Annotated in this window: 28 protein-coding genes, 1 tRNA gene, 1 pseudogene and 1 riboswitch; of the genes and pseudogenes, 10 read left to right on the top strand and 20 right to left on the bottom strand. The window is 69.1% G+C overall.

Annotated elements, in window-relative coordinates; genetic code table 11:
• Positions 1-50: 50 nt before the first annotated feature.
• Positions 51-1,484 (bottom strand): glycoside hydrolase family 43 protein, encoded by a 1,434-nt coding sequence (locus tag ACFV7R_RS32770; protein ID WP_385269919.1) that lies wholly within the window; start codon positions 1,482-1,484, stop codon positions 51-53.
• Positions 1,485-2,299: 815 nt separating this feature from the next.
• Here ACFV7R_RS32770 and ACFV7R_RS32765 point away from each other — a divergent pair.
• On the top strand, positions 2,300-3,940 hold the full coding sequence (locus ACFV7R_RS32765; protein WP_385269917.1) for a NucA/NucB deoxyribonuclease domain-containing protein: 1,641 nt from the start codon (positions 2,300-2,302) through the stop codon (positions 3,938-3,940).
• A 74-nt stretch (positions 3,941-4,014) separates the two neighbouring features.
• Positions 4,015-4,623 (top strand): hypothetical protein, encoded by a 609-nt coding sequence (locus tag ACFV7R_RS32760; RefSeq protein ID WP_385269916.1) that lies wholly within the window; start codon positions 4,015-4,017, stop codon positions 4,621-4,623.
• Between the two features lie 74 nt (positions 4,624-4,697).
• Here the strand turns inward: ACFV7R_RS32760 and ACFV7R_RS32755 are convergent, their stop codons facing one another.
• The 7 genes from ACFV7R_RS32755 to ACFV7R_RS32725 all read right to left on the bottom strand — a co-directional run bounded on the left by ACFV7R_RS32755 (position 4,698) and on the right by ACFV7R_RS32725 (position 8,547).
• The gene (locus tag ACFV7R_RS32755) at positions 4,698-5,096 is read right to left on the bottom strand and encodes a hypothetical protein (protein ID WP_385269914.1); all 399 of its coding nucleotides are present in this window, start codon (positions 5,094-5,096) and stop codon (positions 4,698-4,700) included.
• On the bottom strand, positions 5,093-5,380 hold the full coding sequence (locus ACFV7R_RS32750; protein WP_385269912.1) for a hypothetical protein: 288 nt from the start codon (positions 5,378-5,380) through the stop codon (positions 5,093-5,095). Before ACFV7R_RS32750 ends, ACFV7R_RS32755 begins: the two co-directional genes overlap by 4 nt.
• Before the next feature lie 58 nt (positions 5,381-5,438).
• A complete protein-coding gene (locus ACFV7R_RS32745) occupies positions 5,439-5,654 on the bottom strand; it encodes a DUF397 domain-containing protein (RefSeq protein WP_385269910.1) in 216 nt (71 codons plus the stop codon).
• A gap of 73 nt (positions 5,655-5,727) precedes the next feature.
• Positions 5,728-6,285 carry a lamin tail domain-containing protein gene (locus tag ACFV7R_RS32740; RefSeq protein ID WP_385269908.1) on the bottom strand — a complete coding sequence of 186 codons (558 nt, stop codon included), beginning with the start codon at positions 6,283-6,285 and terminating at the stop codon, positions 5,728-5,730.
• A 392-nt stretch (positions 6,286-6,677) separates the two neighbouring features.
• On the bottom strand, positions 6,678-7,361 hold the full coding sequence (locus tag ACFV7R_RS32735; RefSeq protein ID WP_385269906.1) for a CPBP family intramembrane glutamic endopeptidase: 684 nt from the start codon (positions 7,359-7,361) through the stop codon (positions 6,678-6,680).
• 184 nt (positions 7,362-7,545) lie between these two features.
• Positions 7,546-8,034, bottom strand: coding sequence for a DUF2267 domain-containing protein (locus ACFV7R_RS32730; RefSeq protein WP_385269904.1), 489 nt, complete (start codon positions 8,032-8,034; stop codon positions 7,546-7,548).
• Positions 8,035-8,127: 93 nt separating this feature from the next.
• Positions 8,128-8,547, bottom strand: a complete 420-nt coding sequence (locus ACFV7R_RS32725) for an Hsp20/alpha crystallin family protein (RefSeq protein ID WP_385269902.1) — start codon at positions 8,545-8,547, stop codon at positions 8,128-8,130.
• Positions 8,548-8,707: 160 nt separating this feature from the next.
• Between ACFV7R_RS32725 and ACFV7R_RS32720 the strand changes: the two genes are divergently transcribed.
• On the top strand, positions 8,708-9,010 hold the full coding sequence (locus ACFV7R_RS32720; RefSeq protein ID WP_385269900.1) for a hypothetical protein: 303 nt from the start codon (positions 8,708-8,710) through the stop codon (positions 9,008-9,010).
• A 155-nt stretch (positions 9,011-9,165) separates the two neighbouring features.
• Entirely contained in the window at positions 9,166-10,626 is a 1,461-nt protein-coding gene (locus tag ACFV7R_RS32715) for an alginate lyase family protein (protein WP_385269982.1), read from the top strand.
• 186 nt (positions 10,627-10,812) lie between these two features.
• Here the strand turns inward: ACFV7R_RS32715 and ACFV7R_RS32710 are convergent, their stop codons facing one another.
• Positions 10,813-12,204, bottom strand: a complete 1,392-nt coding sequence (locus ACFV7R_RS32710; RefSeq protein WP_385269980.1) for a DUF445 domain-containing protein — start codon at positions 12,202-12,204, stop codon at positions 10,813-10,815.
• A 224-nt stretch (positions 12,205-12,428) separates the two neighbouring features.
• On the opposite strand from ACFV7R_RS32710, the gene ACFV7R_RS32705 reads away from it, so the two are divergent.
• Positions 12,429-13,760 (top strand): SGNH/GDSL hydrolase family protein, encoded by a 1,332-nt coding sequence (locus ACFV7R_RS32705; RefSeq protein WP_385269898.1) that lies wholly within the window; start codon positions 12,429-12,431, stop codon positions 13,758-13,760.
• A gap of 175 nt (positions 13,761-13,935) precedes the next feature.
• Here the strand turns inward: ACFV7R_RS32705 and ACFV7R_RS32700 are convergent, their stop codons facing one another.
• From ACFV7R_RS32700 to ACFV7R_RS32685, 4 genes are all read right to left on the bottom strand, one after another.
• Complete coding sequence (locus tag ACFV7R_RS32700; protein WP_385269896.1) at positions 13,936-14,742, bottom strand: DUF1707 domain-containing protein; 807 nt, start codon at positions 14,740-14,742, stop codon at positions 13,936-13,938.
• A 71-nt stretch (positions 14,743-14,813) separates the two neighbouring features.
• Positions 14,814-15,785 carry an ATP-binding cassette domain-containing protein gene (locus ACFV7R_RS32695; RefSeq protein ID WP_385269894.1) on the bottom strand — a complete coding sequence of 324 codons (972 nt, stop codon included), beginning with the start codon at positions 15,783-15,785 and terminating at the stop codon, positions 14,814-14,816.
• A gap of 4 nt (positions 15,786-15,789) precedes the next feature.
• Positions 15,790-16,554: an ABC transporter permease gene (locus tag ACFV7R_RS32690; RefSeq protein WP_385269978.1), complete on the bottom strand. Its 765-nt coding sequence runs from the start codon at positions 16,552-16,554 to the stop codon at positions 15,790-15,792.
• Between the two features lie 49 nt (positions 16,555-16,603).
• Positions 16,604-17,404 (bottom strand): ABC transporter permease, encoded by an 801-nt coding sequence (locus ACFV7R_RS32685; RefSeq protein WP_385269892.1) that lies wholly within the window; start codon positions 17,402-17,404, stop codon positions 16,604-16,606.
• 239 nt (positions 17,405-17,643) lie between these two features.
• Between ACFV7R_RS32685 and ACFV7R_RS32680 the strand changes: the two genes are divergently transcribed.
• The gene (locus tag ACFV7R_RS32680) at positions 17,644-20,028 is read left to right on the top strand and encodes a transglycosylase domain-containing protein (protein ID WP_385269890.1); all 2,385 of its coding nucleotides are present in this window, start codon (positions 17,644-17,646) and stop codon (positions 20,026-20,028) included.
• Between the two features lie 10 nt (positions 20,029-20,038).
• Here ACFV7R_RS32680 and ACFV7R_RS32675 read toward each other — a convergent pair whose 3' ends face one another.
• The 3 genes from ACFV7R_RS32675 to ACFV7R_RS32665 all read right to left on the bottom strand — a co-directional run bounded on the left by ACFV7R_RS32675 (position 20,039) and on the right by ACFV7R_RS32665 (position 21,246).
• Positions 20,039-20,359, bottom strand: coding sequence for a multidrug efflux SMR transporter (locus tag ACFV7R_RS32675; RefSeq protein WP_129799717.1), 321 nt, complete (start codon positions 20,357-20,359; stop codon positions 20,039-20,041).
• A 36-nt stretch (positions 20,360-20,395) separates the two neighbouring features.
• A riboswitch (guanidine-III (ykkC-III) riboswitch) is annotated at positions 20,396-20,468 on the bottom strand.
• Positions 20,469-20,515: 47 nt separating this feature from the next.
• A complete protein-coding gene (locus tag ACFV7R_RS32670; RefSeq protein WP_129799718.1) occupies positions 20,516-20,872 on the bottom strand; it encodes a co-chaperone GroES in 357 nt (118 codons plus the stop codon).
• Positions 20,873-20,916: 44 nt separating this feature from the next.
• Complete coding sequence (locus ACFV7R_RS32665; RefSeq protein WP_385269888.1) at positions 20,917-21,246, bottom strand: DUF3618 domain-containing protein; 330 nt, start codon at positions 21,244-21,246, stop codon at positions 20,917-20,919.
• A 94-nt stretch (positions 21,247-21,340) separates the two neighbouring features.
• Between ACFV7R_RS32665 and bcp the strand changes: the two genes are divergently transcribed.
• The 4 genes and pseudogenes from bcp (at position 21,341) to ACFV7R_RS32645 (ending at position 23,365) form a co-directional block, all read left to right on the top strand.
• On the top strand, positions 21,341-21,808 hold the full coding sequence (gene bcp, locus ACFV7R_RS32660) for a thioredoxin-dependent thiol peroxidase (protein ID WP_385269886.1): 468 nt from the start codon (positions 21,341-21,343) through the stop codon (positions 21,806-21,808).
• Positions 21,809-21,948: 140 nt separating this feature from the next.
• Positions 21,949-22,593: pseudogene (locus ACFV7R_RS32655) on the top strand (HNH endonuclease); the annotation flags it as partial.
• Positions 22,594-22,607: 14 nt separating this feature from the next.
• Positions 22,608-23,282: an HNH endonuclease signature motif containing protein gene (locus ACFV7R_RS32650; protein ID WP_385269884.1), complete on the top strand. Its 675-nt coding sequence runs from the start codon at positions 22,608-22,610 to the stop codon at positions 23,280-23,282.
• Positions 23,282-23,365: transfer RNA gene (locus ACFV7R_RS32645), tRNA-Leu, on the top strand. The genes ACFV7R_RS32650 and ACFV7R_RS32645 overlap by 1 nt, the downstream gene beginning before the upstream one ends.
• Before the next feature lie 54 nt (positions 23,366-23,419).
• Here ACFV7R_RS32645 and rdgB read toward each other — a convergent pair.
• The 4 genes from rdgB to ACFV7R_RS32625 form a co-directional block, all read right to left on the bottom strand.
• Positions 23,420-24,022, bottom strand: a complete 603-nt coding sequence (gene rdgB, locus ACFV7R_RS32640; protein ID WP_385269882.1) for an RdgB/HAM1 family non-canonical purine NTP pyrophosphatase — start codon at positions 24,020-24,022, stop codon at positions 23,420-23,422.
• 34 nt (positions 24,023-24,056) lie between these two features.
• On the bottom strand, positions 24,057-24,458 hold the full coding sequence (locus tag ACFV7R_RS32635) for a hypothetical protein (RefSeq protein WP_385269880.1): 402 nt from the start codon (positions 24,456-24,458) through the stop codon (positions 24,057-24,059).
• Positions 24,459-24,600: 142 nt separating this feature from the next.
• Positions 24,601-25,338, bottom strand: a complete 738-nt coding sequence (rph, locus tag ACFV7R_RS32630; protein WP_129799724.1) for a ribonuclease PH — start codon at positions 25,336-25,338, stop codon at positions 24,601-24,603.
• Between the two features lie 74 nt (positions 25,339-25,412).
• On the bottom strand, positions 25,413-25,646 hold the full coding sequence (locus ACFV7R_RS32625) for a glucose PTS transporter subunit EIIB (protein ID WP_129799725.1): 234 nt from the start codon (positions 25,644-25,646) through the stop codon (positions 25,413-25,415).
• Positions 25,647-25,720 lie beyond the last annotated feature (74 nt).

The following is a 25,720-nucleotide window of genomic DNA, read 5'->3' as shown; positions in this document are numbered from 1 at the left end:
ACTGCCATGACCGCGAGGAGGGTGGCGGTGGCGCCGACGCCCCTGTCGGGTCAGCTCGTCACACGGAAGGTGGCGTCGCTGCGCCCCGTCGCGGTGGTGATCGGGTCGAGCCGCAGTTGGAAGGCGTAGTGCCGGATGTACCGGTCCGGGTGGTTGTACGACTGGAACGACGACCATGCCGAGTCGGCGAGCCCGGCGACCTGGCAGAAGGTGGCGTCCTGGGCGAACTGGGTGGTGCCGTCGTTGTAGGCGAGCTGGAAGTCGAAGTTGGAGTGCCGCAGGAAGTACCCGGGGAAGTTCACTGACTCGAAGGAGACGGTGCCGGAGCCTGCCAGGCCGGGCCTCAGCCGGAACTGGGCGTCGGCGGCGGGGCTGACGTTCGGGTCGATGCGTACGTCGAGGTTGGCGTGCCGTACGTAGCGGTCCTGGTAGTTGAACGACTGGAGCCGGTTGATCGCCGTGTTGGGCCAGCGTGCGAGGACGCGGCTCTCCTCAGCGGCCGTGAGGTTGAGGATCGAGCCGTGGCGCTTCTTGGTGCCGCCCATGTTGTAGCTGCCCGACGCCGGGAGCCGGTAGGTGCCGGAGGTGGACGGGTTGGTCGTCAGGACCGGCATGTAACCGCGTCCGGAAGCGTACTGGTCGAGGTACAGGGCCCACTCGTTGCGGTCCCTGAACTTCATCCACATCGGGCCCTCGACCTGAGAGCCGGTCAGGCCGATGCCGGAGAGGTTGCCGAGGTCGGTCCACGTTCCGAGGATCGAGTTGCTGCCTTCGAGCGTGATCTGGCCGTCGCCGGAGGCACGCACATAGCGGTAGTCGCCGACACCTGACGGCACCGGAACGATCTGGGTGTCGATGATGCCCTGGGTGCCGGCGCGATCGATGTAGACCTGCGGGGTGGTGATGGTGCGGAAGTCCGTGGTGCGGGCGTAGTAGATGCGGTGCTTGAGTACGCCGTTCCGCGTCGCGTTCGTCGCCCAGTACAGGACGTAGTCGTTGGTCTCCGGGTTCCAGATCGCCTCGGGCGCCCACGCGTTGCGCCCGTCGGGGATCGCGCCGGCGACGTTGAGGAGCCTCGGTGCCGACCAGGTGACCAGGTCCGTGGACTCCCACACCACGAGGTTACGGCTGCCGTTGTTCACGGCGTCGTCCCACGACTGTCCGCAGCCGATGCACAGGTCGGTCGCGATGATCCAGTACTTGTCACCGCCCGGGGCGCGGACCAGGGCGGGGTCGCGCACCCCCTTCGTACCCACCGTGGAGCGCAGGGTCATCCCTCCACCGTTGAGGTCGGTCCAGTTCAGGCCGTCCGTGCTGTGCGAGAAGTAGATCTGCTGACCGGTCGCCCCCTCCCCGATGAAGTGCGTCATCAGGTAGCCCGGGTCGGCGGCGGCAGCCCGCTGAGGTGCGGTCACGACTTGGGATGTGAAGAGTAGGCAGGCGCTGACCAATATCGTCGCGAGCCGGGAGAGAACCGTGGGCATTGCATCTCCTGTCTCTCTACAAGTGTGACGACTGGATGAGAGTGGGGTCGCGGGTGAAGCTCGGTCTCTGCGCCGGCGGCACGGACCGGCTACCGCGGGATGCGGAGCATCGTGTCCTGCCGGTCAACGGCCGAGGAGCCGGAGTTCCTTCGGGCGTAGCGGCGACCGGAGACGGGCTGTCGCGAGTCAGGCATCCCTTTCACCCCGGAATTGCGAACCGCGAACCATGAAGCGGGGATGGACTGGCTCGCTGCCCAGCGGATGACCACGGGCGGGTGCGGGCACGGCAGTTCCCTTCAGAAGCAAGTTGTTCGATATTGCGAACAATGTTCGTGAATTCGGTCAGAAGGTAGGGGTGAGGACGGAGAGGCGTCAATGGATCGGGCGAGTTCGATCTCGAACAAGTTCGCACGTCGGCTCTCGACAAGGACTGCGGCGAGGCGCTCGATCGTGTCCAGGGGTGGGACTTCGTCCTGGCCATAGCCGAGGGCGAGGGTGATGTCTCCTTCGAAGCCGATTGCGCGACACGTCCGCCGGCCCTGCGGATCCGACGTGCGCCGGGGCGTGATCCCCGTCGGCCGTCGACCCGTCGTGACCGACAGGTACTTCGGCGAACACGGGCCGCCCAGGTGCGTTTGCCCGGCCAATGGGACTGCGCGACCCGATCGAGTCAAGGGTCGAGTCCAAGATCGACACAGGGAACCCACAGGTGATCCACAGCCCGCAACCATCTCCCCCGTAAATGATCTTTAGGTTCTGTGATCAACTCCGCCCCGCGTTCCGCGGCGGAGGCTCCACTACCTCTGAGAGGCATAGTGCACAGTCACAGAATCGCCCGAATATCCCGCCGTGCGGCGGCCATTGCACTCGGTCTGACACTGCTCAGCCCGCAGTTCGCCGCCGCCGCCGAGCAGGACGGGACGGGCAGCGCGTCCGCGCTGCCGACCTACTCGAACTACTCGCTGAAGCCCGTAGAACTCGAAGTAGGCATCTCCACCGCGCAGTTGAAGAAGCTGCGCGAGCGCGGCAAGGCCGCCGAGCGGTCCGGCAAGCCCCTGCCTAAGCCGGCGACCCCGTTCCAGACGGAGCGGCGCCCCGCCGCGAAGCCGTCCAAGGGCGACGCGACCATGACGTTCGCCGAGGCGACCGAATTCATGGAGCGAGACGTACGGCGCAGGACGGCGCCGATGAAGAGCACGGTGGATGCGTATCAGCGGCAGCAGCAGGGTGCGCGGACGTCGGCCACGACCACCGCGGCGACTGCGGACGGCAGCTTCACGACCATGGCCACGGGCACGACGATCGGTGAAACGCCGTCGCAGGCCCTGTACGACGCGTGCATGACCGACGCGGCCTCCTCCGACGGTGGGCGCATCTACGACCGGTTCACGTTCTGCCAGCGCGTGCCGATCACGGCCGACTACTGGGAGAAGGACGCGGCGGGCAACCCCGTGGACCACCTCGGTACGACGACGGCCACGCTGGAGATCGTCGCCCAGGGTCTTGAGGACCAGCGCAGCATGCGTCTGTTCTCGCAGATCAAGCAGGGCTCCGTGTCGTACGACTGGGGCTGGTGGGACAACATCTGGACCGCGCCCGGCGTCCCCCTGTCGCTGTTCGGCACCTGCACCCCGGACCAGCTCGACTGTGGCGCCTCCCGCAGCCCAGCGACCCTGACCTGGGACAACTGGAACAACAACCCCAGCTGGGCCTACTGGGACATCAGCAACTCCGCGACCGCCGGATACGGCCGGGACAAGGTCCTGCCGAGCTTCTGGCAGGTCGAGTACTTCACCGAGTCGGACGAGTTCAGCACAGACGAGCCCGGCAACTCCCCGGTGCAGGTGATCCGCTGCGACTCGGCCACGTACATCACCGGCCCGTTCGGTGCCGACCGCTCCCACGGGTGTGTGTTCCCGGGCGCGACGCCGATCCTGACGTACAGCCTGAGCGGCACCGAGGCCGCGGTGGCCCAGCACATCCTGGGCGCCCAGACGCGCCCGGAGTACACCTACCCGCGCCTGCCGGCCGCGGAGGACGCGGAGCGTGACAAGGACATCCCCGGCCAGGCCATCGGGGGACAGCCGGTGCACTACGGCCTGCACCGCATCCACTCGACCCTGAACGCCGAGGACTACCAGAAGAACCGCGACCACAAGGACGGCGCCTGCTACGGCACCGGCCCCTATGCCTCGCAGTACACGGGTCTCGGCCTCGACCCTCGGCCGGACACCTCGACGCAGCAGTGCGACGAGTACCCCTTCGCCTCCACGCTGGAAGGCGCCGGCAGCGCGGAGTGGGACTTCTCCGTACAGGCGGTACCCATCACCGACAACGCCTCCGCGGGCGGCAAGCTGATCGCCTACTACAACGCGGACCGTATTCTGGCCTGGGACGCGAGCCTTCCGTATCCGGAGGGCAGCAACGACCGGTTCTGGGTCGAGATCGTCGAATAGCCGAACGCCGGGGGCCGTCCTGCCAGACTCCGCGGAGCTCCGCGGGGCGGCCCCCGTGCCAGGGAGACCAACGTATGCACGCACAACCGCTCGACCTGACCAGCGTGTGGGGCGAAGGCTGGGCCCTGACGCTCGCACCCCGCTCGCCCTCCTTCTGCCTCACCGCCATGGGCGTCACGGACGCCGCGCCGCTGCCGGAGGGTCTGGCGGCGTTCGCCCAGCGGTCTCCGTTCGCGGGACCGCCGGTGCTGCTCGCGGCCGCCGCCCTGGACGACGAGTGGTCGATCGTCGTCGAGAGCGAGGCACAGACCGGGTGGGTCGGCACGCATCCGGACGTCCTCGAAGCGCTGGCCACTCCTCTGGCTCCGGCCTGCACGATCACGTCCGATCCGAACAAGGTGCAGGTGCTGTTCCGGGAACACGGCCGGCGGGTGGGCGGCATGGAGGCCCTCACCAACCGCCGTTGGGGCCACTTCGGCGAGGAGACCCGCCGGGCGCTGCGGGGCGCCGGCTTCCCGGATGGCTACGCGACGCCAGAGAACCCGGTACCGGCCGCGCCGAGCGAGGGGGCGCTGGGGCTGCTGGCGGCCCAGGCGATCACCGGGGCCGAACTCCGTTCCGAGCATCTCCGGGGGCCCTGGCTGGGCGGCTTGACAGGCAAGCCGTATCCCAGCGCTTCCTGACGGTTTCCCATACGTCGACGCTGTTGGCGCCATCGCGGCTCACGCATCCCACACCGATCGGATGGCGGTACGGGTCAGTGGAAGCCGAGCATGCCGGGGGAGTCGATGCCGACGGTGACCACGCCGGGCGGATAGTCCTGTTCCCGGTCCGTGAGCAGGATCGACATCCCAGTGAACTCGGGGCGCGGCAGTGCGCAGTAGAGGGCGTGGCAGGTATCGGGGCCGCCGTAGCCGTCCCGGATCATGGTGCCGACGGTGACCGATGCGACCGTGTTCAAGTCGTCGACGACGACTGAGGAGAACGCAAGCACCCGCCGCGCGGCCTCAGCGTCCTCCGACTCCGCCCGCATGAGGCAGAGGGCGGGAATCCGGAGGAGGTCGCCCGGGGTACGCGCCATGTTTCCCGCGAGCAGATTCAATGTTTTGTGCCCGTCCGCGAGGGCACGGGTGGCGCTGGTGTCCAGAATGATCATGCAGCTGCGTCCCGCGCCCTGCGAATCTTCTCGGCAGCGACCTTGTAGATGTTGCCAAGCACGTCGGGCGCCCGGTCGAACTCCTCGTCGCTGATGTCGACGCCGATCACGTCACGGACAACCTGCCGGTCAGCCGCCACCCGCTCGTCGATCTGCTCCGCCGTGGGCTGCTCCGAAGCCAGTTGCTCGACGAGCTGCCCGAGGGTCATCCCCCGCTCCTTGGCGACCTGGGCGAGATGGTCGCGGACCTGCCGGGACACCTGGATGGTTGTGGTCTCTGCCATAACGCCACCATAGCCGCGCTATAACTTGCTGCGCCCCGGTTTCCCACGGGCTTCACCCTCAGGTGTTCAAGCCGACCTCGGCCTTGACCCGCTCAACGAAGGTCGACCAGGAGACCACCGAGAAGATCAGCGGGCGGGCAGTGGGGGCCCTGCTGTCGCGGACGGGGATTACGCCGGGGTAGCCGTCGGCGACCTCGACGCAGCCGTTGGCTCCCACTTCGTATGGTGGTGCGCCCCCGCCCAAGGCGGTGGTGAGCACCTCGATCTGGCTCACGCACCGACGGGGCAGACCGAATCTTGCGGCCTGCCCCGTCGCCTACATCATGGGTGTCAGTTGCCCGGCTGCCCTACCGACGGTGGTGGCCGCCACCGTCGTGGTGACGGTCGCGGTGGTCGCCGTCGTGGTAGTGACGGTCACGGTGGTCGCCGCCGTGGTGACGGTCGCGGTCGTCGCCCCACGCGCGGTCGTCCACGAAGCGGCCGCGGTCATCGCGCAGGGTCGCGGTGTCGGAGCGGTTGTCCCAGACCTCGCGGCGGCGGTCCTGGAAGAGGTCCGTCTCGGTGTCGCGGCCGACGCCGGTGTGGATACGCACCGTCGAGCGGCCCTCGAGGCGGTAGCCGTCGAAGACGTAGGTGTTGCCGTCCTCGTCCTGAAGGGTCCAGCCGTCCAGGTCGACCTCGCGACGGCTGTTGTTGGTGATCTCCACCCACTCCCTGTTCAGTGAGCGGTTGGACCAGTCGTCACGGCCCGGGGAGTCGTACTGCACGGCCGAGATCCCCACCTTCGCACGGTCCCAGCGAGGGTGGTCGGCGGCCGACGCCGGCAGCGCCCCGGCGCCGAGGACCGTGGCGGCCGCGAGGACGGCGGCGGACAGATGACGGGTGGTCACAAGGGAAGAAGACACGAAGGCCTCCTGCAAGTGCGGGCACCGTTCCGCTGTTCAGCCCGCCAGTGGGGCTGGAAGCGGAAGTGATGGTGCGGTGTACGGATGGCGGCCGGCCGGCCGCGCACCCACACCTTGGCCGCAACTGCAGAACGCGAGCGAGATACGCGCACCGTGTTACGAATTACTCACATTACCGTTACTCTCGCCTTCAATGTCCATTTATGTAGCAAATGACCCGAGTTGATGGCCCGCCGACCTGCAACCCGCTGCAGGCACTGGCCAACCCCGCCACCACCGTCCCGGCACGCCGACCGGCAACCGTCCGCCCCAGCACCCGAAAGTGCGTAACGGCGGCGCAGCATCGCGGGATGGTCCATCCCGAACATCCAGGCCGGGTCCGTGCCCCTGGTTCAGGCGGGAGGCCACCAGCGGGGCGCCGCCCAGGCCAGGGCGTAGCCGAAGCCGTTGATCGACCAGTGCAGGGCCGCGGGTGCGAGCAGGCTGCCGGAGCGGCGGCGCAGCTCGCACAGGACCGCGCCGGCGGCGACCATGGCGACGACGGCCGCCGCCACGGTCGGTGCCACGCTTGCCGAGCCGGTTCCGAAGGCTGTTCCCACGGCGGAGTTGGAGCGGTTGAGGCCGCGGGAGGGCAGCAGGTGCCACAGGCCGAAGAGCAGGGACGAGGCTGCGGTGGCCCATGCCGTGCCGCGTCGGCGCCGGATCATGGCCCACAGCACACCGCGGAAGGCGGTCTCCTCCAGCAGTACGGTGCCGATCGGTACGCGTACCAGCACGCGCGACAGCAGCTGCCCGACGGACAGGTCGGCGGCCCTGGAGTCCCGGAACGCCTCTCGGCCGGCCGGAACGGCGAGGAGGAGGAGAAGGACGACGAGGACGGCAGCGGCCAGGACGGGCGCCCACCACAGTCCCCGGCGCAGCCCCGCCGCGTCGATCCCGAGATCGGCCGGGGTGAGACCGTCCCAGCGGGCGATCAGCAGGAGGACGGCCGTCGCGGCCACACAGGTGAGGACGTACGCAACGGGGCCGCGGGCGAGCCAGTTGTTGATCAGGTTCGCGGCGGCCAGAACGAGCACGACACAGACGATCCGCATCCTGATTCCAGAATCCCGCAGGTGGCGGCGGGAAGCTTGTTCAGGGGAACGGGAGCCGACCACTCGCAGTACTGAGCAGGCGCGACCGCGCCCCGTCCGTGCGGATCCCGATGGTCTGGCCGCCCCCGCCGAGTCAGGGCGGGGGCGAGGGGTTCTTTCCTGTTCGTCAGCCCTTCGGGCCCAGGTCCGCCCGGCCGAACAACAGGGCGTAGCCCGGAGGGAGTTGCTTCAGGATGCGGTCGGTCAGTGGGTCGCCGGTCAGGGGTGGCAGGACGCTGAGGACCGAGCTCACGTCCCAGCGGGCCGTGGCCGGGGTGGCGCCCTCGATGCGGGCTGCCACCGAGTCGACGAACTCCGCCGCCGTCAGAGGTCGGGTCGCCGGGATCTGGGAGGTGATGACGCCGGCCGCCTCTTCCGGGAGGGCTCGGGCCAGGGCCACTCGTTCCTCGCCCGTGACGTGGCCGCCCAGGGCGGAGAGGACGATGCGGGTGATGCGTTCGGCTTCCGCGCTCGTCGTGTACTGGCCCGCCTCCCGTACCGCCTCGACCAGGGCCGTCCAGCCGTCGCTCGCCGGGTGGCGCCGCAGTGCCGGTGCGGGGTGGGGGGTGGTGACGGATGCGGGCGTCGTCGGGGTCGGCACCGTCGTCGTGGTCATCGTGCGGCTCCTCCTCGGGTCCGATGGGCACAGGGGATGCGTCCCGCGGACGGCGTACGGGGTCCGCGGGACGCTCTGCGTCGGCTGCTGCGGTCAGCCGCTGATCTGCTTGCGGCTGTCACCGCCGGTGATCTGGATACGGCGCGGCTTCGCCTGCTCCGCCACGGGGATCCGCAGGGTCAGGACGCCGGCTTCGTACGAGGCGTCGATGCGGTCCGTGTCGAGCGTGTCACCGAGGAAGAGCTGACGGGTGAAGCTGCCCGTGGGGCGCTCGGCGACGATCATTTCCGCGCCCTCGGGGGCGGGGGAACGGCGCTCGGCGCGGACGTTCAGGACGTTGCGTTCGACGTCCAGCTCGATCGTCTCGGGGTCGATGCCGGGCAGGTCGAAGTGGACGAGGAAGTCGTCCCCGGCCCGGTAGGCGTCCATCGGCATCACGGCCGGGCGGGTGGGGCCGAAGACCTGCTGCGCGAGGCGGTCGAATTCGCGGAACGGGTCTGTACGCATGAGCATCACGGGTCACTCCTTTCCTGAAGGGGCTGGGGTGCGATGCCCTACGGCTTCTTATATAACTCCGGGGATAAAACTTGACAAGCTCCGACTCAGGTTCGGTGCTGCGGCGCAGGTGAGCGGTAGCCTCGGTGCAGCAGACCCTCGTACGCAGGAGGCACGGATGGCCAGGGTTCCCAGCGCACTCGTCGCCGCGAGCGGGCTCGTCGGCGGGTACGGCGTCGCCCGCTGGACGAAGAAGCGGCAGCTCGGCGGGGCCGTACTGGCCGTCGCGGGGGCCGCGGCCGCGCAGCAGTGGCGGGAGCAGGCCGGTGGGAAGGCCGCGGGGGCACTGACCGCCGCGTACGTCACCGCCTTCGGCGCGTCCCATCCGCTGGCCAAGAAGGTGGGCGCCTGGCCCGCCGTGTTCGGGGTGGCCGAGGCGGTCGCCCTCGCGTCGTGGGCGGTCGCCGACCGGCGGGCGTGAGCCCTGGATCCCTGCGGCCACCGCGCCGACCGGCGGGCGCCTCAGTTTTTGTTATCGCCCGCCGTCCCCGCACGTCTCCTCACCGTCCCCGCGCAAGCACGCCACCGACGACGTTGAGGTACGACGACGTGACACGACAGATCAGCCGACGGACCATGCTCAAGGCAACCGGTGCCGCAGCCGGAGCCGTCGGCATGAGTACGGTCCTCGCACCGGCCCCCGCAACCGCCGCCCCCACCGCCTTCGCCCACCCGGGCCTCCTGCACACCCGCGCCGACCTGGACCGTATGGCCGCGAAGGTCAAGGCGGGCGCCGCGCCCTACACCGCCGGGTTCGCCAAACTGACCGCCAACCGGCATGCGCAGAGCGGCTGGACGGCCAACCCGCAGGCCACCGTCTACCGAGGAGCGGGCAGCCCGCAGAACTACGCGATCCTCTACAACGACATCCACGCCGCCTACCAGAACGCCCTGCGCGCACACGTCTCCGGCGACACCGCGCACGCCGACACCGCGGTCGCCATCCTCAACGCCTGGTCGGCGAAACTGACGTCGGTGGAAGGCTCCGCCGACCGGTTCCTCGCCGCCGGCATCTACGGCTACCAGTTCGCCAACGCCGCCGAACTCGTCCGCGACCACGACGGCTTCGAGCTGGCGCGGTTCCAGAAGATGATGCGGGAGGTGTTCCTCCCGCTCAGTGACGACTTCCTCGTCAACCACAACGGCGCCTACGTCACCAACTACTGGACCAACTGGGATCTCACCGCGATGGCCTGCGTCCTGGCCACCGGGATCTTCTGCGACGACCGGGGTGCGGTCGACCGGGCCGTCGAGTACTTCAAGAACGGCGCCGGCCTGGGCTCCATCAAGAACGCCATCCCCGTGGTGCACGACGACGGGCTCGCCGAGTGGCTCGAGGCCGGACGGGACCAGGGGCATGCGCTGCTCGGGATCGGGCTGATGGGGACGTTCTGCGAGATGGCGTGGAACCAGGGGATCGACCTGTACGGGTACGACGACAACCGGTTCCTCAAGGGTGCGCAGTATGTGGCCAAGTGGAGTCTCGGCGGGGATGTGCCGTATACCGCGAACACGCGTAAGAAGGGTGCGATCAACGGGTGGTCCGGGTCCGAGACGGCGAGTGAGGCTGCGGGCGTTGATCCGGCGATGATGCGTCCGATCTGGGCGATGATCGCCAACCACTACACCAAGCGGCGGGGGCTGGATGCGTCGTACGTCACGCAGATTGCCGCCAAGGCTGCGCCTGAGGGGGGTGGTGGGGACTACGGGCCCAACAGTGGGGGGTACGACCAGTTGGGGTTCGGGACGTTGGCGTTCACTCGGGATCGGGGGGAGGTTGGGGCGTCGTCCTCGCCTACGCCTACGCCGACACCGACGCCGGGCGGTGCAGCGTCCGAGGCGGCGTCCTCGGCTCCTTCCGGGCAGCCTTCGCCGGCCGGCGGGGCCGCGTCCGCGTCGGCCGCTGCGAGCGGTGACCTTGCCGCTACCGGTTCTGGGGACGTTGTGGGTTGGGTTGCCGCCACTGGTGTCACCGCTCTGGCGGGTGGGCTGTTGCTGCTGCGCCGCCGGGGGCGTGCGGGTGGCGGGGCTCGGTAGGTGCCCGGTGTCGGTGCGGGTGGGTGGGGTTCGCTGCCCCGCGCTGGCGGGGTGCCGCTGCGCCCACCCGTGCCGCCCTGGGGGCACCTCCCAGGCCCTTAAGGCACTGGGGGAGGCACGACTGCCCGCAGCTACGACGGCACGACTGCCCGTAGCTGCGTCGGCACGGCTGCCCGCAGCTAGCTCTTACGCCCCCAGCGCGTGCGTCACCGTGTAGATCAACAAGCCTGCCAGTGAGCCCACCACCGTGCCGTTGATGCGGATGAACTGCAGGTCGCGGCCGATGTTGGCCTCGATCTTCTTTGTGGTGTGCTCGGCGTCCCAGCTGGCCACGGTGTCCGTGATCAGGGAGGTGATCTCCTTGCGGTACGTCGTCACGACGTGTACCGCGGCGCCCTCGAGCCAGCTGTCGACCTTGCCCTGGACCTTGGGTTCGGTGGCCATCCGGGCGCCCAGCGACAGCAGGGAGGCCCGCACCCGCAGCCGTAGCTCGCTGCGCTCGTCCTCGGCCGCAGCCACGATCATGGAGCGTACGGCCGTCCAGGCGGAGGCGATCAGGTCCTGCACCTCGCCGCGGCCCAGCACCTCGCCCTTGAGCCGCTCCACGCGCGCGCGGGTGTCGGTGTCGGACTGCAGGTCGGAGGCGAAGTCGGTGAGGAAGCGGTCGAGGGTGCCGCGCGCCGGGTGGGAGGGCATGTCGCGCATCTCGGTGACGAAGCGCAGCAGCTCCTTGTAGACCCGCTCGCCGACCTTCTTGTCGACGAACCGCGGGGTCCAGCCGGGCGCGCCGCCCTGCACGGCGTCCATGACCTGCTCGTCGTGCAGCACCAGCCAGTCGTGCGCACGGGAGACGACGAGGTCGACGACGCGTTTGTGGCCGCCGTCGAGGACGATCTTCTCCAGCATCTTGCCTATGCCGGGCGCGATCTCCTGGATGTTGGCCCGCCGGGTGATCGCCTCGCCGACCACGGCCTGGACGTCGGAGTCGCGCAGCACGGTCAGGGCGCCTCTGAGGGCCGTCGCCAGCTCGGCGGTGACCCGGTCGGCGTTCTGCGGCTCGGCGAGCCAGGCGCCGAGGCGGCTGCCGATGCCGACGGCGCGCAGCCGCTGGCGTACGACGGCCTCGGAGAGGAAGTTCTCGCCGACGAAGTCGCCCAGCGTGACGCCCAGCTGGTCCTTCTTGGTGGGGATGATCGCGGTGTGCGGGATCGGGATGCCGAGCGGGTGGCGGAAGAGGGCGGTGACCGCGAACCAGTCGGCGAGCGCGCCGACCATGCCGGCCTCGGCCGCCGCCGCGACATAGCCCGCCCAGGGGCCTGCGCCCGCGTTCGACGCCCACTTGGCGAGGACGTACACCACGGCCACGAACAGCAGCAGGCCGGTCGCGGTGAGTTTCATCCGCCGCACCCCGCGCTGCTTCTCCTCGTCGGCGGCGCTGAAGGTCGTCATGGCGCGGACCGCCGAGGCGGGAACACTGCCGCGAGCGCCGGCGCGGTTACCGGCGGTGTCTGGCCGGGCATGCTGCTCTACGGCAGCTGCTCCGGTTTCACCTTGTTCTTCCGGTTTCGTACGGTCCATCCGCTCCACCCGTTCACGATCCCTCACAGCAACATTGTCCCTTCCTGACCGACTCCTGGAACGAAAGAAGAGTTCCCGGCGTCCTTCCGGGCGGGGAAGTTCGCAGGTGAACTCTCGTGGCCCGAAGGGGGGACCCGGTCAACTTCCCGCAGCTCCATGCCGCATCATGGGATGATCAACATCGGAGCCCCGGGCTCCATTTCGCCCGAGGAGAAACGCACCGCATGACCAGGCGTCATCACGGTTATGCCTTACTCAGCGCGATCATCGCTCTGATCGTGGGACTGTCGGTCGCCATCTACGTCGGAGTGGCCTCCGACAACGGCACCGCCCAGCGCACGGTCGCAGGCCCCCGCCCCCACAACTCCGCCGCCCCGGCCTCCACCGGCATCTGGGTCGGCTCCTGGTCGACGTCCCCCGCCGCCGCGGAACCCGGCACCGAGACGGCCGGACTGACCGACCGCTCGGTGCGCAACGTCGTACACACGAGTGTCGGCGGTACGAGTGCCCGGATCACGCTGTCCAACCTGTACGGCCGGCAGCCGCTGACCATCACCCACGCGACGATCGCCCTCGCCGCCGCCGACGACAGCGCGGCCGCCGCGCCCGACACGATGCGGCGGCTGACGTTCAACGGCACCACCACGGTCGTCGTCCCGGCCGGACGGCAGATGGTGAGCGACGCCGCGCGCCTGACCATCCCGCCCGACAGCGACGTCCTGGTCACCACCTACTCCCCCGCCGAGCCCGGGCCGGTCACCGTCCACGCGCATGCGCGCCAGATCTCCTACGCCGCACAGGGCGACTACGCCGAGGACGTCACCGGCGCCCCGTACACCGAGCAGGTCGAGTCCTGGCGGTACCTGACCGCGCTGGACGTGCTCAGCAGGGAGTCCGACGGCACCCTGGTCGCCTTCGGCGACTCCCTCACCGAGGGCCACTCCTCGACCGTGGGCGCCAACCGGCGCTGGACCGACGTCCTCGCCCAGCGGCTGCGCGAGGCGGCCGACGCCGGGCAGGACGTGCCCCGCTACGGCATCGTCAACCAGGGCATCGGCGGCAACCGCGTCCTGACCGGCGGCAACGGCCGCCCCGCCGACAACCCCAGCGGGCTCAACCGTTTCTCCCGGGACGTCCTGGGCCGTACGAACGTCAAGGTCGTCGTCATCGACCTCGGCGTCAACGACATCCTGCGCAATCCTCCGGTGACCGACCCCGACCAGATCCTCGACGGCCTGCGCACCCTGGTCGGCCAGGCGCACGCGGGCGGCATCAAGGTCGTCGGCGCGACCCTGATGCCGTTCCAGGGGCACCGCGGCTACAGCGACGCCCGCGAAGCCATACGGCAGGAGATCAACGCCGAGATCCGCTCGGGGCGGGTGTTCGACGCGGTCGTCGACTTCGACGAGGCGCTGCGGGATCCGTACAACCCGCGCAGGTTCCGCTCCGACTACGACTCGGGCGATCATCTGCACCCCAACGACAAGGGGTATGCGCGGATGGCGGAGGAGTTCGACCTCGAGGACCTGAAGGGGTCGGTGCCGGCGCAGCTGTAACGCCCCCGTCAGCCCGCGGGCAGTCGTGCCGCCGCCACTGGTGCTGGTGGGGGGTGGGTCGCGCAGCCCGGCGTTGGCGGGGCGCCGCCCGCGCCCACCCGTGCCGCCCTGGGGGTCCCCCCTCTGGGGGAGGCACGAATGCCCGCGGACTGACGAGGTGGCGCGGCTACGCCGCTCAGTCCTCGCGCCGCTCGCGCCGCTCGCGCCGCTCCTCGTGCAGCCCGCGCACGAAATCCCGATGACCCTCGACCATCTTGCGATGCGCCTGCGCGACATCCTCGTGGAACGACGCGTGCAGATCCCGCATCGCCGCCTTGCGCTCCAGCTTCCCCTTCCGGCGTTCCTCCTTCAGCCGCTTCCGCTCGGCCCGGGTCAGCTTCCGTTCCACGCCGACCCCACCCCAGAAGGCGAACCCGGAGACGATCACCCGCGGGGCGCCGGGGTCGCCCGGCACGCCCTCCTCGCGGTGATCGAAGCCGCCCATGATCCCGATGCCGCGCACCACGACCTCGACGCCGGGCGGCACGACGACGTTCATCCCGCCCATGATCGCGATGCAGTTGATCTCGACCTCACGGTCGGCGAAGTTCGCCTCACGCAGATCGATCTCGCCGCCGCCCCAGAAGGTGAAGCAGGTGAACCGCTTCGGCACGGTCCAGCGCCCCTTGCGCTGGAATCCCGACATCACGGCGACACCCCACGTCGAGGTGCCCTCGCCGCCGACGATCCGCTCCGCCCAACTCCCGCTCCCGGCCGGTTCCTTGACCAGCGAGACCGAGGGGGCCGGGGCGCCGCCGGCAACCGGCAGGTCGCGGGTGATCGGCGCCAGCTCGCCGTACGTCCGTGCCTGGTACGTCGCGTCCAGCCGCTCCTCGAACTCCGTCATGTCCAGCCGGCCCTCCGCGAGGGCGTCCCGCAGGACCTCGGCAACCCGTTCACGATCGGCGTCGGAGGCACGCAGCTCCGGGGCATCGTCGGTCATGCACAGCAGCGTACGTTTTCCCCGGCCCGGAGACTATGCGCTCAGCGCATCCCCGCCGCCTGCACGCTGCCCTACGCCGTCGCCCGGTCCGCGTACATGCGCGCGATCACCGCCTCGATGTCCGGCTCCCGCACCGACAGGTCCACCAGCGGATACTCCGCGGCGATCCGCGCCACCAGCGGCGCCGCGGACTGCGCCGCCGGGAAGGCCAGCCACTGCCGCGGCCCCTCCACCCGTACCACCCGGGCCGGTGCCGGCGCGTCGATCGGCGGCAGCTCGCGCTCCAGGTCCACGACCAGGGTCCGCTCGCTCTCCCCCGCCTCGTGCAGACCGGCCAGCGGACCGTCGTACATCAGACGGCCGTGGTCGATGACCATCACCCGGGAGCAGAGCTGCTCGATGTCCTGCAGGTCGTGCGTGGTCAGCAGCACCGTCGTCCCGCGCTCGCTGTTCAGCTCACGCAGGAACTCCCGCACCCGGGCCTTGGAGATGACGTCCAGGCCGATGGTCGGCTCGTCCAGGTAGAGCACCTCGGGGTCGTGCAGCAGGGCGGCCGCGATGTCGCCGCGCATCCGCTGACCGAGGGAGAGCTGCCGTACCGGAACATCCAACAGGGCGTCCAGCTGCAGCAGTTCCACGCACTGTTCGAGGTTCGCCCGGTAACGGGCGTCCGGGATCCGGTACATACGGTGCATCAGCTTGTACGAGTCGATCAGCGGCAGGTCCCACCACAGCGTCGTCCGCTGCCCGAACACCACCCCTATGCGGTGCGCGAGCCGCGTCCGCTCACGGGAAGGGTCGATGCCGGCCACCCGCAGCCGCCCGCCGCTCGGGGTCAGGATGCCGGTCAGCATTTTGATCGTGGTCGACTTGCCGGCGCCGTTCGGCCCGATGTAGCCGACCATCTCACCGCGCGCCACCGAGAACGACAGCGAGTCGACGGCCCGCACCTGACGCCGCTCCCACCTGAGGAAACCGGACTTCTTCCGCACGTCGAAGACCTTCTCGACCCGGTCGAGTTCGATGAAGCCACCACCAGTCAACGGTCTAACTCCCTGTGCTTCGATACGACTTCAGCCCCGCCCGCCACGCCACTCCCGCGAGCGCACAGCACCCCACCGCCACCAGCGGCGGCGAGAACGCCACCCAGGCCGGCAGGTCCAGCGGATACGGCCGCCCCAGCACATAACTCGCGGGCAGCCAGTTGACGAAGGCCAGCGGCAGCACGAACGTCACCCCGCGCACCAGCTCCTTGCCGAACACGGTCGGCGGATACTGGAGCAGCGTCGTACCGCCGTAGGTGAACGCGTTCTGCACCTCGGAGGCGTCCTGCGCCACGAACTGGAAGGCCGCGCCCCCGACGAACACCGCACAGAAGATCACCGCCCCGCTGAGCAGCATCACCGGCATCAGCAGCACCTTCAGCGGCGTCCAGTCGATGTCCACCGTCGCCAGCGCGTAGCCGAGCACCAGCGCCCCCTGGGTGACCCGGCCCAGGCGGCGCAGCCCGAAGCGGTCCGCGGCGACCTGCGCGAGCACCGGCGCTGGCCGCACCAGCAACGTGTCCAGCGTGCCGTCACGCACCCGGCGCCCCAGCCGGTCCATCGACCCGATCGCCAGATCGGCAAGACCGAAAGCGACACTGGACAGGCCGTACAGGAAAGCGATCTCGGGCAGCGCATAACCGCCGAGCGCCTCCACGCGGGAGAACATCAGCAGGATCGCGACGAAGTCCAGCGACGTCGCCGCGAAGTTGCCGACCGTGGTCATGACGAAGGAGGCCCGGTACGCCATCGTCGAACGGATCCACATCGCGACGATCAGGCCGTACGCCCGCAGCCCCTCCGCCACCCGACCGCGCTCACCCACCCTGCACCACCACCCGCCGCGTCGCCGCCGACTGCACCAGCCGCCCCGCCGCCAGCAGCGCAACCGCCCACACCCCCTGGAACGCGAACGTGCCCAGCGGATCGGCCCGCCCCAGCAGCACATCCGCCGGCGCCTGCAACAGCGACGACCACGGCAGCACCCGTACGATCTCGCCCAGCAGGCCCGGGAAGACGTTCAGCGGCAGCAGCATCCCCGAACAGAAGAACCCCAGCAGCCACGCCATCTGCACCACCCCGGTGCCGTCCATCAGCCAGAACGCGCTCAGCGCCACCAGGTACCGGATCCCGAAACCGACCACCATCCCGAGCAGCACCGCCAGCAGAAAACCCGCCCACGTCACCGGATCCGACGGCAGCGCGACATCGAAGACCAGCGCCCCGAACGCGAACGGCACCACCCCACGCCCCAGCAACTGGAACATCGCCCGCCCCAAGTCACCCGCCAGCCACCACAGTTGGAGGTCGGCCGGCCGGTAGAGGTCGATCGCCACATCACCCGTACGGATACGCTCGATCAACTCGTCCTCGAAGCCGCCACCCCCGATCGCGAGCGTCGACAACAGCGCCTGCCCCAGCCACACATAGGTGACGGCCTGCGCCTGGTCGTACCCGCCGAGCTGCGGTCTCTCCTCCCACAGCGCCAGGTACGTGTAGACGAGGATCAGCCCGAACACGGTGTTGGTGAACACCCCGGCGACCGTGGCCACCCGGTACGTCGCGTATCGTCGGAAACCTCCCACCGCGACGGCCACGTACAACCGTCCCGCGCCCACACCCACCACCCTCCCGACCGCGCCCGGCACCGAAGCGCAGGAGCCTAGTACGCGGCCGATCCGAGCGGCCACGCATTTTCCGGGCACAACGCGTGCCGGGAACCGGGAACGGAACGCTTGGTGCGAGAGTCTTCAACAGGGGGCGCAGAAGACGTACGAGGGCGTACTGGATCGTACGGGATCGTACGAGGAGAAATTCGTACCGGAACGTACGAGGAAAACAGGAGTCCGTGCACGACATGAGCCACGAGCCGCAGCCGCAGCAGCCGACCCAGGGCGCGACGGGGGACGGCAAGCCCAAGCGGCCCAAGCGCACCGGCTGGCGCCGGATCATCCCCACCTGGCGCATGGTGCTCAGCACCTTCGTCCTCGGCGCCCTGCTGGTGATCGGCCTGTTCTTCCTCGGCTACTCACTGGTCAAGATCCCACCGGCGAACGCCCTCGCCACCAAGCAGAGCAACGTCTACCTCTACGCAGACGGCTCCCAACTCGCCCGGGACGGCGAGGTCAACCGGGAGAACGTCACCCTCGCCCAGATCTCCAAGGACGCCCAGCACGCCGTACTGGCCGCCGAGGACCGCGACTTCTACAGCGAGTCCGCCATCGACCCCCAGGCCATGCTCCGCGCCGCCTGGAACACCGCCACCGGCAAGGGCAAGCAGTCCGGCTCCACGATCACCCAGCAGTACGTCAAGAACTACTACCTCGCCCAGGAACAGACCCTCACCCGCAAGGTGAAGGAGTTCTTCATCTCGATCAAGCTCGACCAGGAAAAGACCAAGGACGACATCCTGGAGGGCTACCTCAACACCAGCTACTTCGGCCGCAACGCCTACGGCATCCAGGCCGCCGCCCACGCCTACTACGGCATGGACGCCACCGACCTCGACCCCGCCCGCGGCGCCTACCTCGCCGCACTGCTCAACGCGCCCAGCGAGTACGACGTCGTCGCCCACCCCGAGAACAAGCCCGCCGCCGAGGCCCGTTGGAACTACGTCCTCAACGGCATGGTCAAGGAAGGCTGGCTCAGCCGCTCCGAGCGGGCCGGCCTGAAGTTCCCGATGCCGAAGGAAGCCACCGTCTCCACCGGCATGTCCGGGCAGCGCGGCTACGTCGTCGACGCGATCAAGCAGTACCTCACCGAGAACAAGATCGTCGACCCGGACGAGCTCGAAAGGGGCGGCTACCGCATCACCACCACCCTCGAAAAACCCCGGCAGGACGCCTTCGTCGACGCCGTGAACGACCAGCTGATGTCCAAACTCGACCCGAAGAACCGCAAGGTCGACACCTACGTCCGCGCAGGCGGCGCCGCCGTCGACCCCAAGACCGGCAAGGTCGTCGCCCTGTACGGCGGCATCGACTACGTCAAGCAGTACACCAACGGCGCCACCCGCCGGGACTTCCAGGTCGGCTCCACCTTCAAACCGTTCGTGTTCACCTCCGCCGTCGAGAACGACTCCACCACCCAGGGCGGCACACCGATCACCCCCAACACCTACTACGACGGCACCAACAAACGCCCCGTCCAGGGCTGGAACAGCGCCTACAACCCCGAGAACGAGGACCAGAAGTCGTACGGCGACATCACCGTCCGCGAGGCCACCGACAAGTCCGTCAACGCCGTGTACGCACAGATGGCCGTCGACGTCGGCCCCGACAAGGTCGAACAGACCGCGATCGACCTCGGCCTGCCCACCGCCACACCGGAGATGGGCCCCTACCCGTCGATCGCACTCGGCGTGGCCCGGGCCAGCGTCCTCGACATGGCCCAGGCCTACGCCACCCTCGCCAACCACGGCGAACACGGCACGTACACCATGATCGAGAAGATCACCAAGGACGGCACCGAGGTCATCGAACTGCCCGCCCGCCAGACCCACCAGGCCGTCAGCCGCGAAGCCGCCGACACCACGACATCGGTCCTGCAGAGCGTCGTCGAGAACGGCACCGCCACCGCCGCCCAGGCCGCCGGCCGCCCCGCCGCGGGCAAGACCGGCACCGCCGAGGAGGACACCGCCGCCTGGTTCGCCGGCTACACCCCCGACCTCGCCACCGTCGTCGCCGTCATGGGCCAGGACCCCGTCACCGCCGACCACATGCCCCTCTACGGCGCCATGGGCCTGAACCGCGTCAACGGCGGCGGCGCGCCCGCCGACATCTGGGCCCAGTTCACCAAGGACGCCCTCGAAGGCACCCCACCCACCGACTTCAACCTCCAGCTCCAGGACGGCGCCGAGGAATGGGACCTGCCCGAGATCCCGCCCTCCCAGGACCCCAGCACCGACGCCCCCACCGACGGCGCCACACCGAGCGACGACGCCGACCAGGAGAGCCCGGACGAGACCCCGGACGGCGGGACGACCGGGGGCACGCCCACGGACGGGACGACCGGAGGCACCCCCACGGACGGAACGACCGGCGACACCACGACAGGCGGCACACCCACGGACGGGGGCACGACCACCGACGGCGGGACCACCACCGGCGGCGGGACCACAACCGGCGGTGACCCCACCACAAGCGGCGGCACCACCACAGGCGGCACCACCGGCGGCACCACCGGCGACGGAACGACCACGGGCACATCGAACTCGGCTCCGCGGTACACGATCAGACTGTGAACCGCGCGGCTCAGTGCCCCGACGTCGCCTTCAGCCCCACCACGGCCACCAGCAACAGACACACGAAGAAGATCCGGGCGGCGGTCGCCGGCTCCCCCAGCACCACCATGCCGACCACCGCCGACCCGGCGGCCCCGATCCCCACCCAGACCCCATAGGCCGTACCGATGGGCAGGGACCTCGCCGCATACGACAGCAACAGCATGCTGGCGACAATGCCGGCACCGGTGAACAGGCTCGGAACCAGCCGCGTGAAACCGTCGGTGTACTTCATCCCGACCGACCAGCCGACTTCGAGCACACCGGCGACGATCAGCAGAACCCAGGCCATGACAGGCACCTCCGAGAGACAGACAGAACGAACGGGGGTGCGTCGTCTTTGCCTTCGTCCCGGTACGGCGCGTCTCGTCGGGCTCCTTCGAATGTAGCAAGGAGGACGACAAAAGGGGCCGGTGACGATGGTCACCAGCCCCTTCTCAGCCCTTGTCTACAGGTACAGCCCGGTCGAATCCTCCGACCCCTCGAACCGGTCCGCGGCCACGGCATGCAGGTCGCGCTCGCGCATCAGCACATACGCGATACCCCGCACCTCCACCTCGGCACGGTCCTCCGGGTCGTACAGCACCCGGTCGCCCGGCTCGACGGTCCGTACGTTCTGCCCCACCGCGACAACCTCCGCCCACGCCAGCCGACGGCCCACGGCCGCCGTGGCGGGAATCAGGATGCCGCCACCGGAACGCCGCTCGCCCTCACTGGTGTCCTGCCGCACGAGCACACGGTCGTGCAACATCCGGATGGGCAGCTTGTCGGGATGGGTGCTGTGGTCGTTTCTGTTGGAGCTCACGCCTTTGAACCTACCTGCCATCGAAGCGTTCGTCCGCGGGAGGGTCAGCGGTTCCGCCGCCGAGTACCCAGCACGAGCAGCCCCACAACCCCGACGGCCACGAGCGCGACGGGCAGCACACGCTCCATCCGAGGCGCGCCCTCCTCATCGACGAACTGCCCCTTCACATCACTCACCATCCGATTGACCTGCACGTACGCCCGCCCAAGGGTCTGATCGACATTCGACACGACCCTGGCCTTGGCGTCCCCGACGATCGTCTTCGGATGCACCCGCACCCCGATCTCGTCGAGCGTCTCGGCCAGCACTTCGCGGCGGCGCCTGATGTCCGCCTCGATCTGCGCCGGGGTTCTGGTGTCCGACGTGTCCGCCACCGTACGGCCTCCGAAGTCTGCTGATGCTTGTTCCGGACAGTCTGTCAGTTCTTCGGGCGACCGCACCGTCAGGACCCCCGGTTACGCTAGCCCGATGAGTGAGCGACTCCAGCCCGGGGACGTGGCCCCCGCCTTCACCCTCCCCGACGCCGACGGCAACGAGGTCTCCCTGTCGGACCACAAGGGCCGCAAGGTCATCGTCTACTTCTACCCGGCCGCCCTGACCCCCGGCTGCACGAAGCAGGCCTGCGACTTCACCGACAACCTCGACGTCCTGGCCGCCGCCGGCTACGACGTCATCGGCATCTCGCCGGACAAGCCCGAGAAGCTGGCGAAGTTCCGCGAGAAGGAATCCCTGAAGGTCACCCTGGCCGGCGACCCCGACAAGACCGTCATCGAGGCCTACGGCGCCTACGGCGAGAAGAAGAACTACGGCAAGACGTACATGGGCGTCATCCGCTCCACGATCGTCGTCGACGAGCAGGGCAAGGTCGAGCGCGCGCTGTACAACGTGCGGGCGACGGGGCACGTGGCCAAGATCATCAAGGACCTGGACATCTGAGCACAGGCTCCGCCCGACGCGAGCGGCCCGTACCGGGGCGACCCGGCACGGGCCGCTTTGCATTTCGGGCGTGACTGTCCGATAAACGGTTCGTTACTCCGTGTGGACCACGAACGTGTGGCCGGAACGGAGGGGGCTCGATGGGGGCCAGTGCGTACACCAAGGAGCGGCTGGAGGAGGCGGCTCGGGGGGCGCGGACGTTGTCGGAGGCGTTGGGGAGGTTGGGGGTGGATCCGGGGAGTTCGAGGCGGAACTACATCCGGGAGCGGATGAAGAAGCTGGGGGTGGATACGTCGCACTTCGAGCGGGAGGGGGTGAAGTGGACGAGGGAGATCCTCGAGCCGGTGGTTGCTGCGTCCTCGAGTGTGAACGAGGTGGTGCGGCGGCTTGGGCTCGACTCCGTGGGTGGTCACCAGGCCAACATCGCGCGGCGCATCAAGGCCTGTGGAATCGACACCTCGCACTTCACACCGGTGGTCCGCACCGAGCGCATGAGGTACAACCAGCGTCGCCGGACAGCCGAAGAGATCCTCGTCGAGGACACGTCGGTACACGCCGTACGCATCCCGAGCAGTCGGCTCAAGAGGGCAATGCAGGAACTGGGCGTGGAGGAACGCTGCGCCCTGTGCGGCATCGAGGCGTTGTGGCTCGGAGAGCCGTTGCCACTTGAGGTCGACCACATCGACGGCAACTGGCGAAACAACCGGATCAAAAATCTCCGGCTCCTTTGCCCCAACTGTCACTCCACAACTGATAGTTACCGCGGTCGCGGCAAGCGGCGTGCCAGGGTGTCCGCCTCATGGGCACTTCCGTGCAGTACACCCGCGAGCGGCTGGCAGAAGCCGCCGAGAAGTGCTCCGGCATCGACGAGGTCATCGCCTTCTTCGGCACACGGCCCTACGGATACCTACCTCGGTATCTCATGAAGCGTTTCGCTCACTTCGGCATCGACGTCTCGCATTTCCGTCCCCATGGAAGACCTGTCCGGCCCAGCCCCGAGGAGTTGCGGGCGGCGGTCGCCGAGTCGGTCTCGATCAGGGAGGTGCTGCGCCGCCTGGGGCGACCGAACAATGGCTCGCAACGCGCGAAGCTGCGCGAGTGGATCGCCGAGGACGACCTTGCGACCTCCCACTTCCTGGGCCAGGCGCACCAGCGGGGAAAGCCGGGAAGAAACGCCAAACGCCCAGAAGATGTTCTGGTACGGCACGACCGCGGGCACCGGACGCAGACCTCGCGCCTACGCCGCGCGCTATGCGAAGTCGGCGTACCCGAGCAGTGCTCCAGGTGCGGAGTCGGCCCCGAGTGGCTCGGCAAGCCCATGACGCTGGAGGTCGATCACATCAACGGGGACTGGAGCGACGACCGGCGGGAGAACCTGCGGTTGCTGTGCCCCAACTGCCATTCGGTCACCAGCACCTGGTGCAGGGGAGGGAGAAGGCGTCGGACAGCTCCCGGTACGATGGCAGGCGGCTAGCGGCGGTGGCGCAACGGCGACGCAGCAGACTTAGGATCTGTGGCCCCTGATCGGGCTTGAGGGTTCGAATCCCTTCCGCCGCACATAAACGGCCTGCGAATCAAAGGATTGATGCGCAGGCCGTTGCCGTGTCTGCCTCAGCCCAACAACTCCCGCACCACCGGCACCAACGCCCGAAACGCCTTCCCCCGATGGCTGATCGCGTTCTTCTCCTCGGGGCTCAGCTCCGCGCACGTCCGCGTCTCACCCTCCGGCTGGAGGATCGGGTCGTAGCCGAAGCCGCCGGTGCCCACCGGCGCATGCCGCAGTACGCCCCTCAGCTGGCCCTCGACCACCCGTTCCGTACCGTCGGGCAACGCCAGCGCCGCCGCGCACGCGAAGTGGGCCCCCCGGTGCTCGTCGGCGATGTCGGCCAGCTGGGCCAGCAGTAGGTCCAGGTTGGCCTTGTCGTCGCCGTGGCGGCCGGACCAGCGGGCGGAGAAGATGCCGGGTGCGCCGTTGAGGACGTCGACGCAGAGGCCGGAGTCGTCGGCCACGGCGGGCAGGCCGGTGGCCTGGGCCAGGGCGTGGGCCTTGAGCAGTGCGTTCTCGGCGAAGGTGACGCCTGTTTCCTTGACGTCGGGGATGTCGGGGTAGGCGTCCGCGCCGACGAGGTCGTGTGGGAGGCCTGCGTCGGCGAGGATGGCCTTGAGTTCGGTGATCTTTCCGGCGTTGCGGGTGGCGAGGATCAAGCGGGTCATGCCGTCCAGTATCCCGGCTGCCCCGCCGGGCCCGTTACGGCGTGCAGACCTTGGTCAGTTCGCCGGCGGCGTCGGTGACGGGGCTGATGTCGGGGGTCTCGTCGCCGTTCTCGATGGCGGTGCGGACGTTGGTGACGGCCTTCTCGAGGTCGTCGACCGCCTTGTTGACGTCGGTGTTGTCGGTCTTGTCGCCGATTTCGCCGAGGTTCTGCTCGATGGAGTCGAGGGATTCGTCGAGCTGGGTCGGGTCGTTGGCCGCGTTGTCGACGGCCTGCTGGAGGTCGGTGACGCTGTCGGCGATGGCGTCGGCGGTCTGGACGCAGTCGAGTGCCTTGTCGACGGCGTCGCAGCCGGTGGTCAGTCCGGCGGTCAGCGCTATCGCCGCCAGGGTGGTGGCGACGGCGGCGGTACGGCGTCGGCGGCGGCTCGCGGCCATGGAACGGTCCCTCCCTTGGTTGGGCCCGGCGGGCCCGGTCAGCTGGCCGGGCGCACAGGGATGAGCCGTGCGCCCGTATTTCTTCAGACGCGGTGGTGGTGGGCGTGGTTGCCCGCTCCGACCCCGTGTCTTGGTGTGCCTTTTACTTTTCGGCGGGGGTTTCGAGCGCGGTGCGCTGCAGTGCTGCCAGTTCGGTGCAGCCGGCGACGGCGAGGTCGAGGAGGGCGTTGAGTTCGTCACGGGCGAAGGGTTCGGCTTCGGCGGTGCCCTGGACTTCGACGAAGCGTCCGTCGCCGGTGCAGACGACGTTCATGTCGGTTTCGGCGCGGACGTCTTCCTCGTAGCAGAGGTCGAGCAGGGGGATGCCGCCGACGATGCCGACGGAGACGGCGGAGACGGTGCCGGTGAGGGGGTTACGGCCGGGCTTGACGAGCTTTTTCTTCTGGGCCCAGGAGACGGCGTCGGCGAGGGCGACGTAGGCGCCGGTGATGGCGGCGGTGCGGGTGCCGCCGTCGGCCTGGAGTACGTCGCAGTCGAGGACGATGGTGTTCTCGCCGAGGGCCTTGTAGTCGATGACGGCGCGCAGGGAGCGGCCGATGAGGCGGGAGATCTCGTGTGTACGGCCGCCGATCTTGCCCTTGACGGATTCGCGGTCGCCGCGGGTGTTGGTGGAGCGGGGCAGCATGGCGTATTCGGCGGTGACCCAGCCTTCGCCGCTGCCTTTGCGCCAGCGTGGGACGCCTTCGGTGACGGATGCGGTGCAGAAGACCTTGGTGTCGCCGAAGGAGACGAGGACGGAGCCTTCGGCGTGCTTGCTCCAGCCGCGTTCGATGGTGATCGGGCGGAGTTGTTCGGGGGTGCGGCCGTCGATTCGAGACATGAGGTGAGCCTAGCTCGCTGGGGCCGAGGGGCCCCTTCCGGTGTGGGAAGGGGCCCCTGAGGGTGAGGGGGTGCTCACATCATGTCTTCGATGTCCGCGGCGACGGGGTCGGCGTCGGTGCCGATGACGACCTGGATGGCGGTGCCCATCTTGACGACGCCGTGGGCGCCGGCGCCCTTGAGTGCGGCGTCGTCGACCAGCGAGGCGTCGGCCACCTCGACGCGCAGCCGTGTGATGCAGCCTTCGACTTCTTCGATGTTGTCGATGCCGCCGAGCCCGGCAACGATTTTCTCAGCCTTGCTGGCCATGTCTTTCTCCCTGATCCGGCCTGATCCGTAGCGCTATGTCGCAGTTATCCACAGTTGGCCCAGCTTCGCGCGCG

Origin of the sequence: Streptomyces sp. NPDC059866 (genome assembly GCF_042731325.1) — a bacterium.
In the GTDB taxonomy this organism is placed as follows: domain Bacteria; phylum Actinomycetota; class Actinomycetes; order Streptomycetales; family Streptomycetaceae; genus Streptomyces; species Streptomyces flavusporus.
Note: the sequence above shows the minus strand (reverse complement) of the source record. Positions and strands in the feature narration are given on the sequence as shown.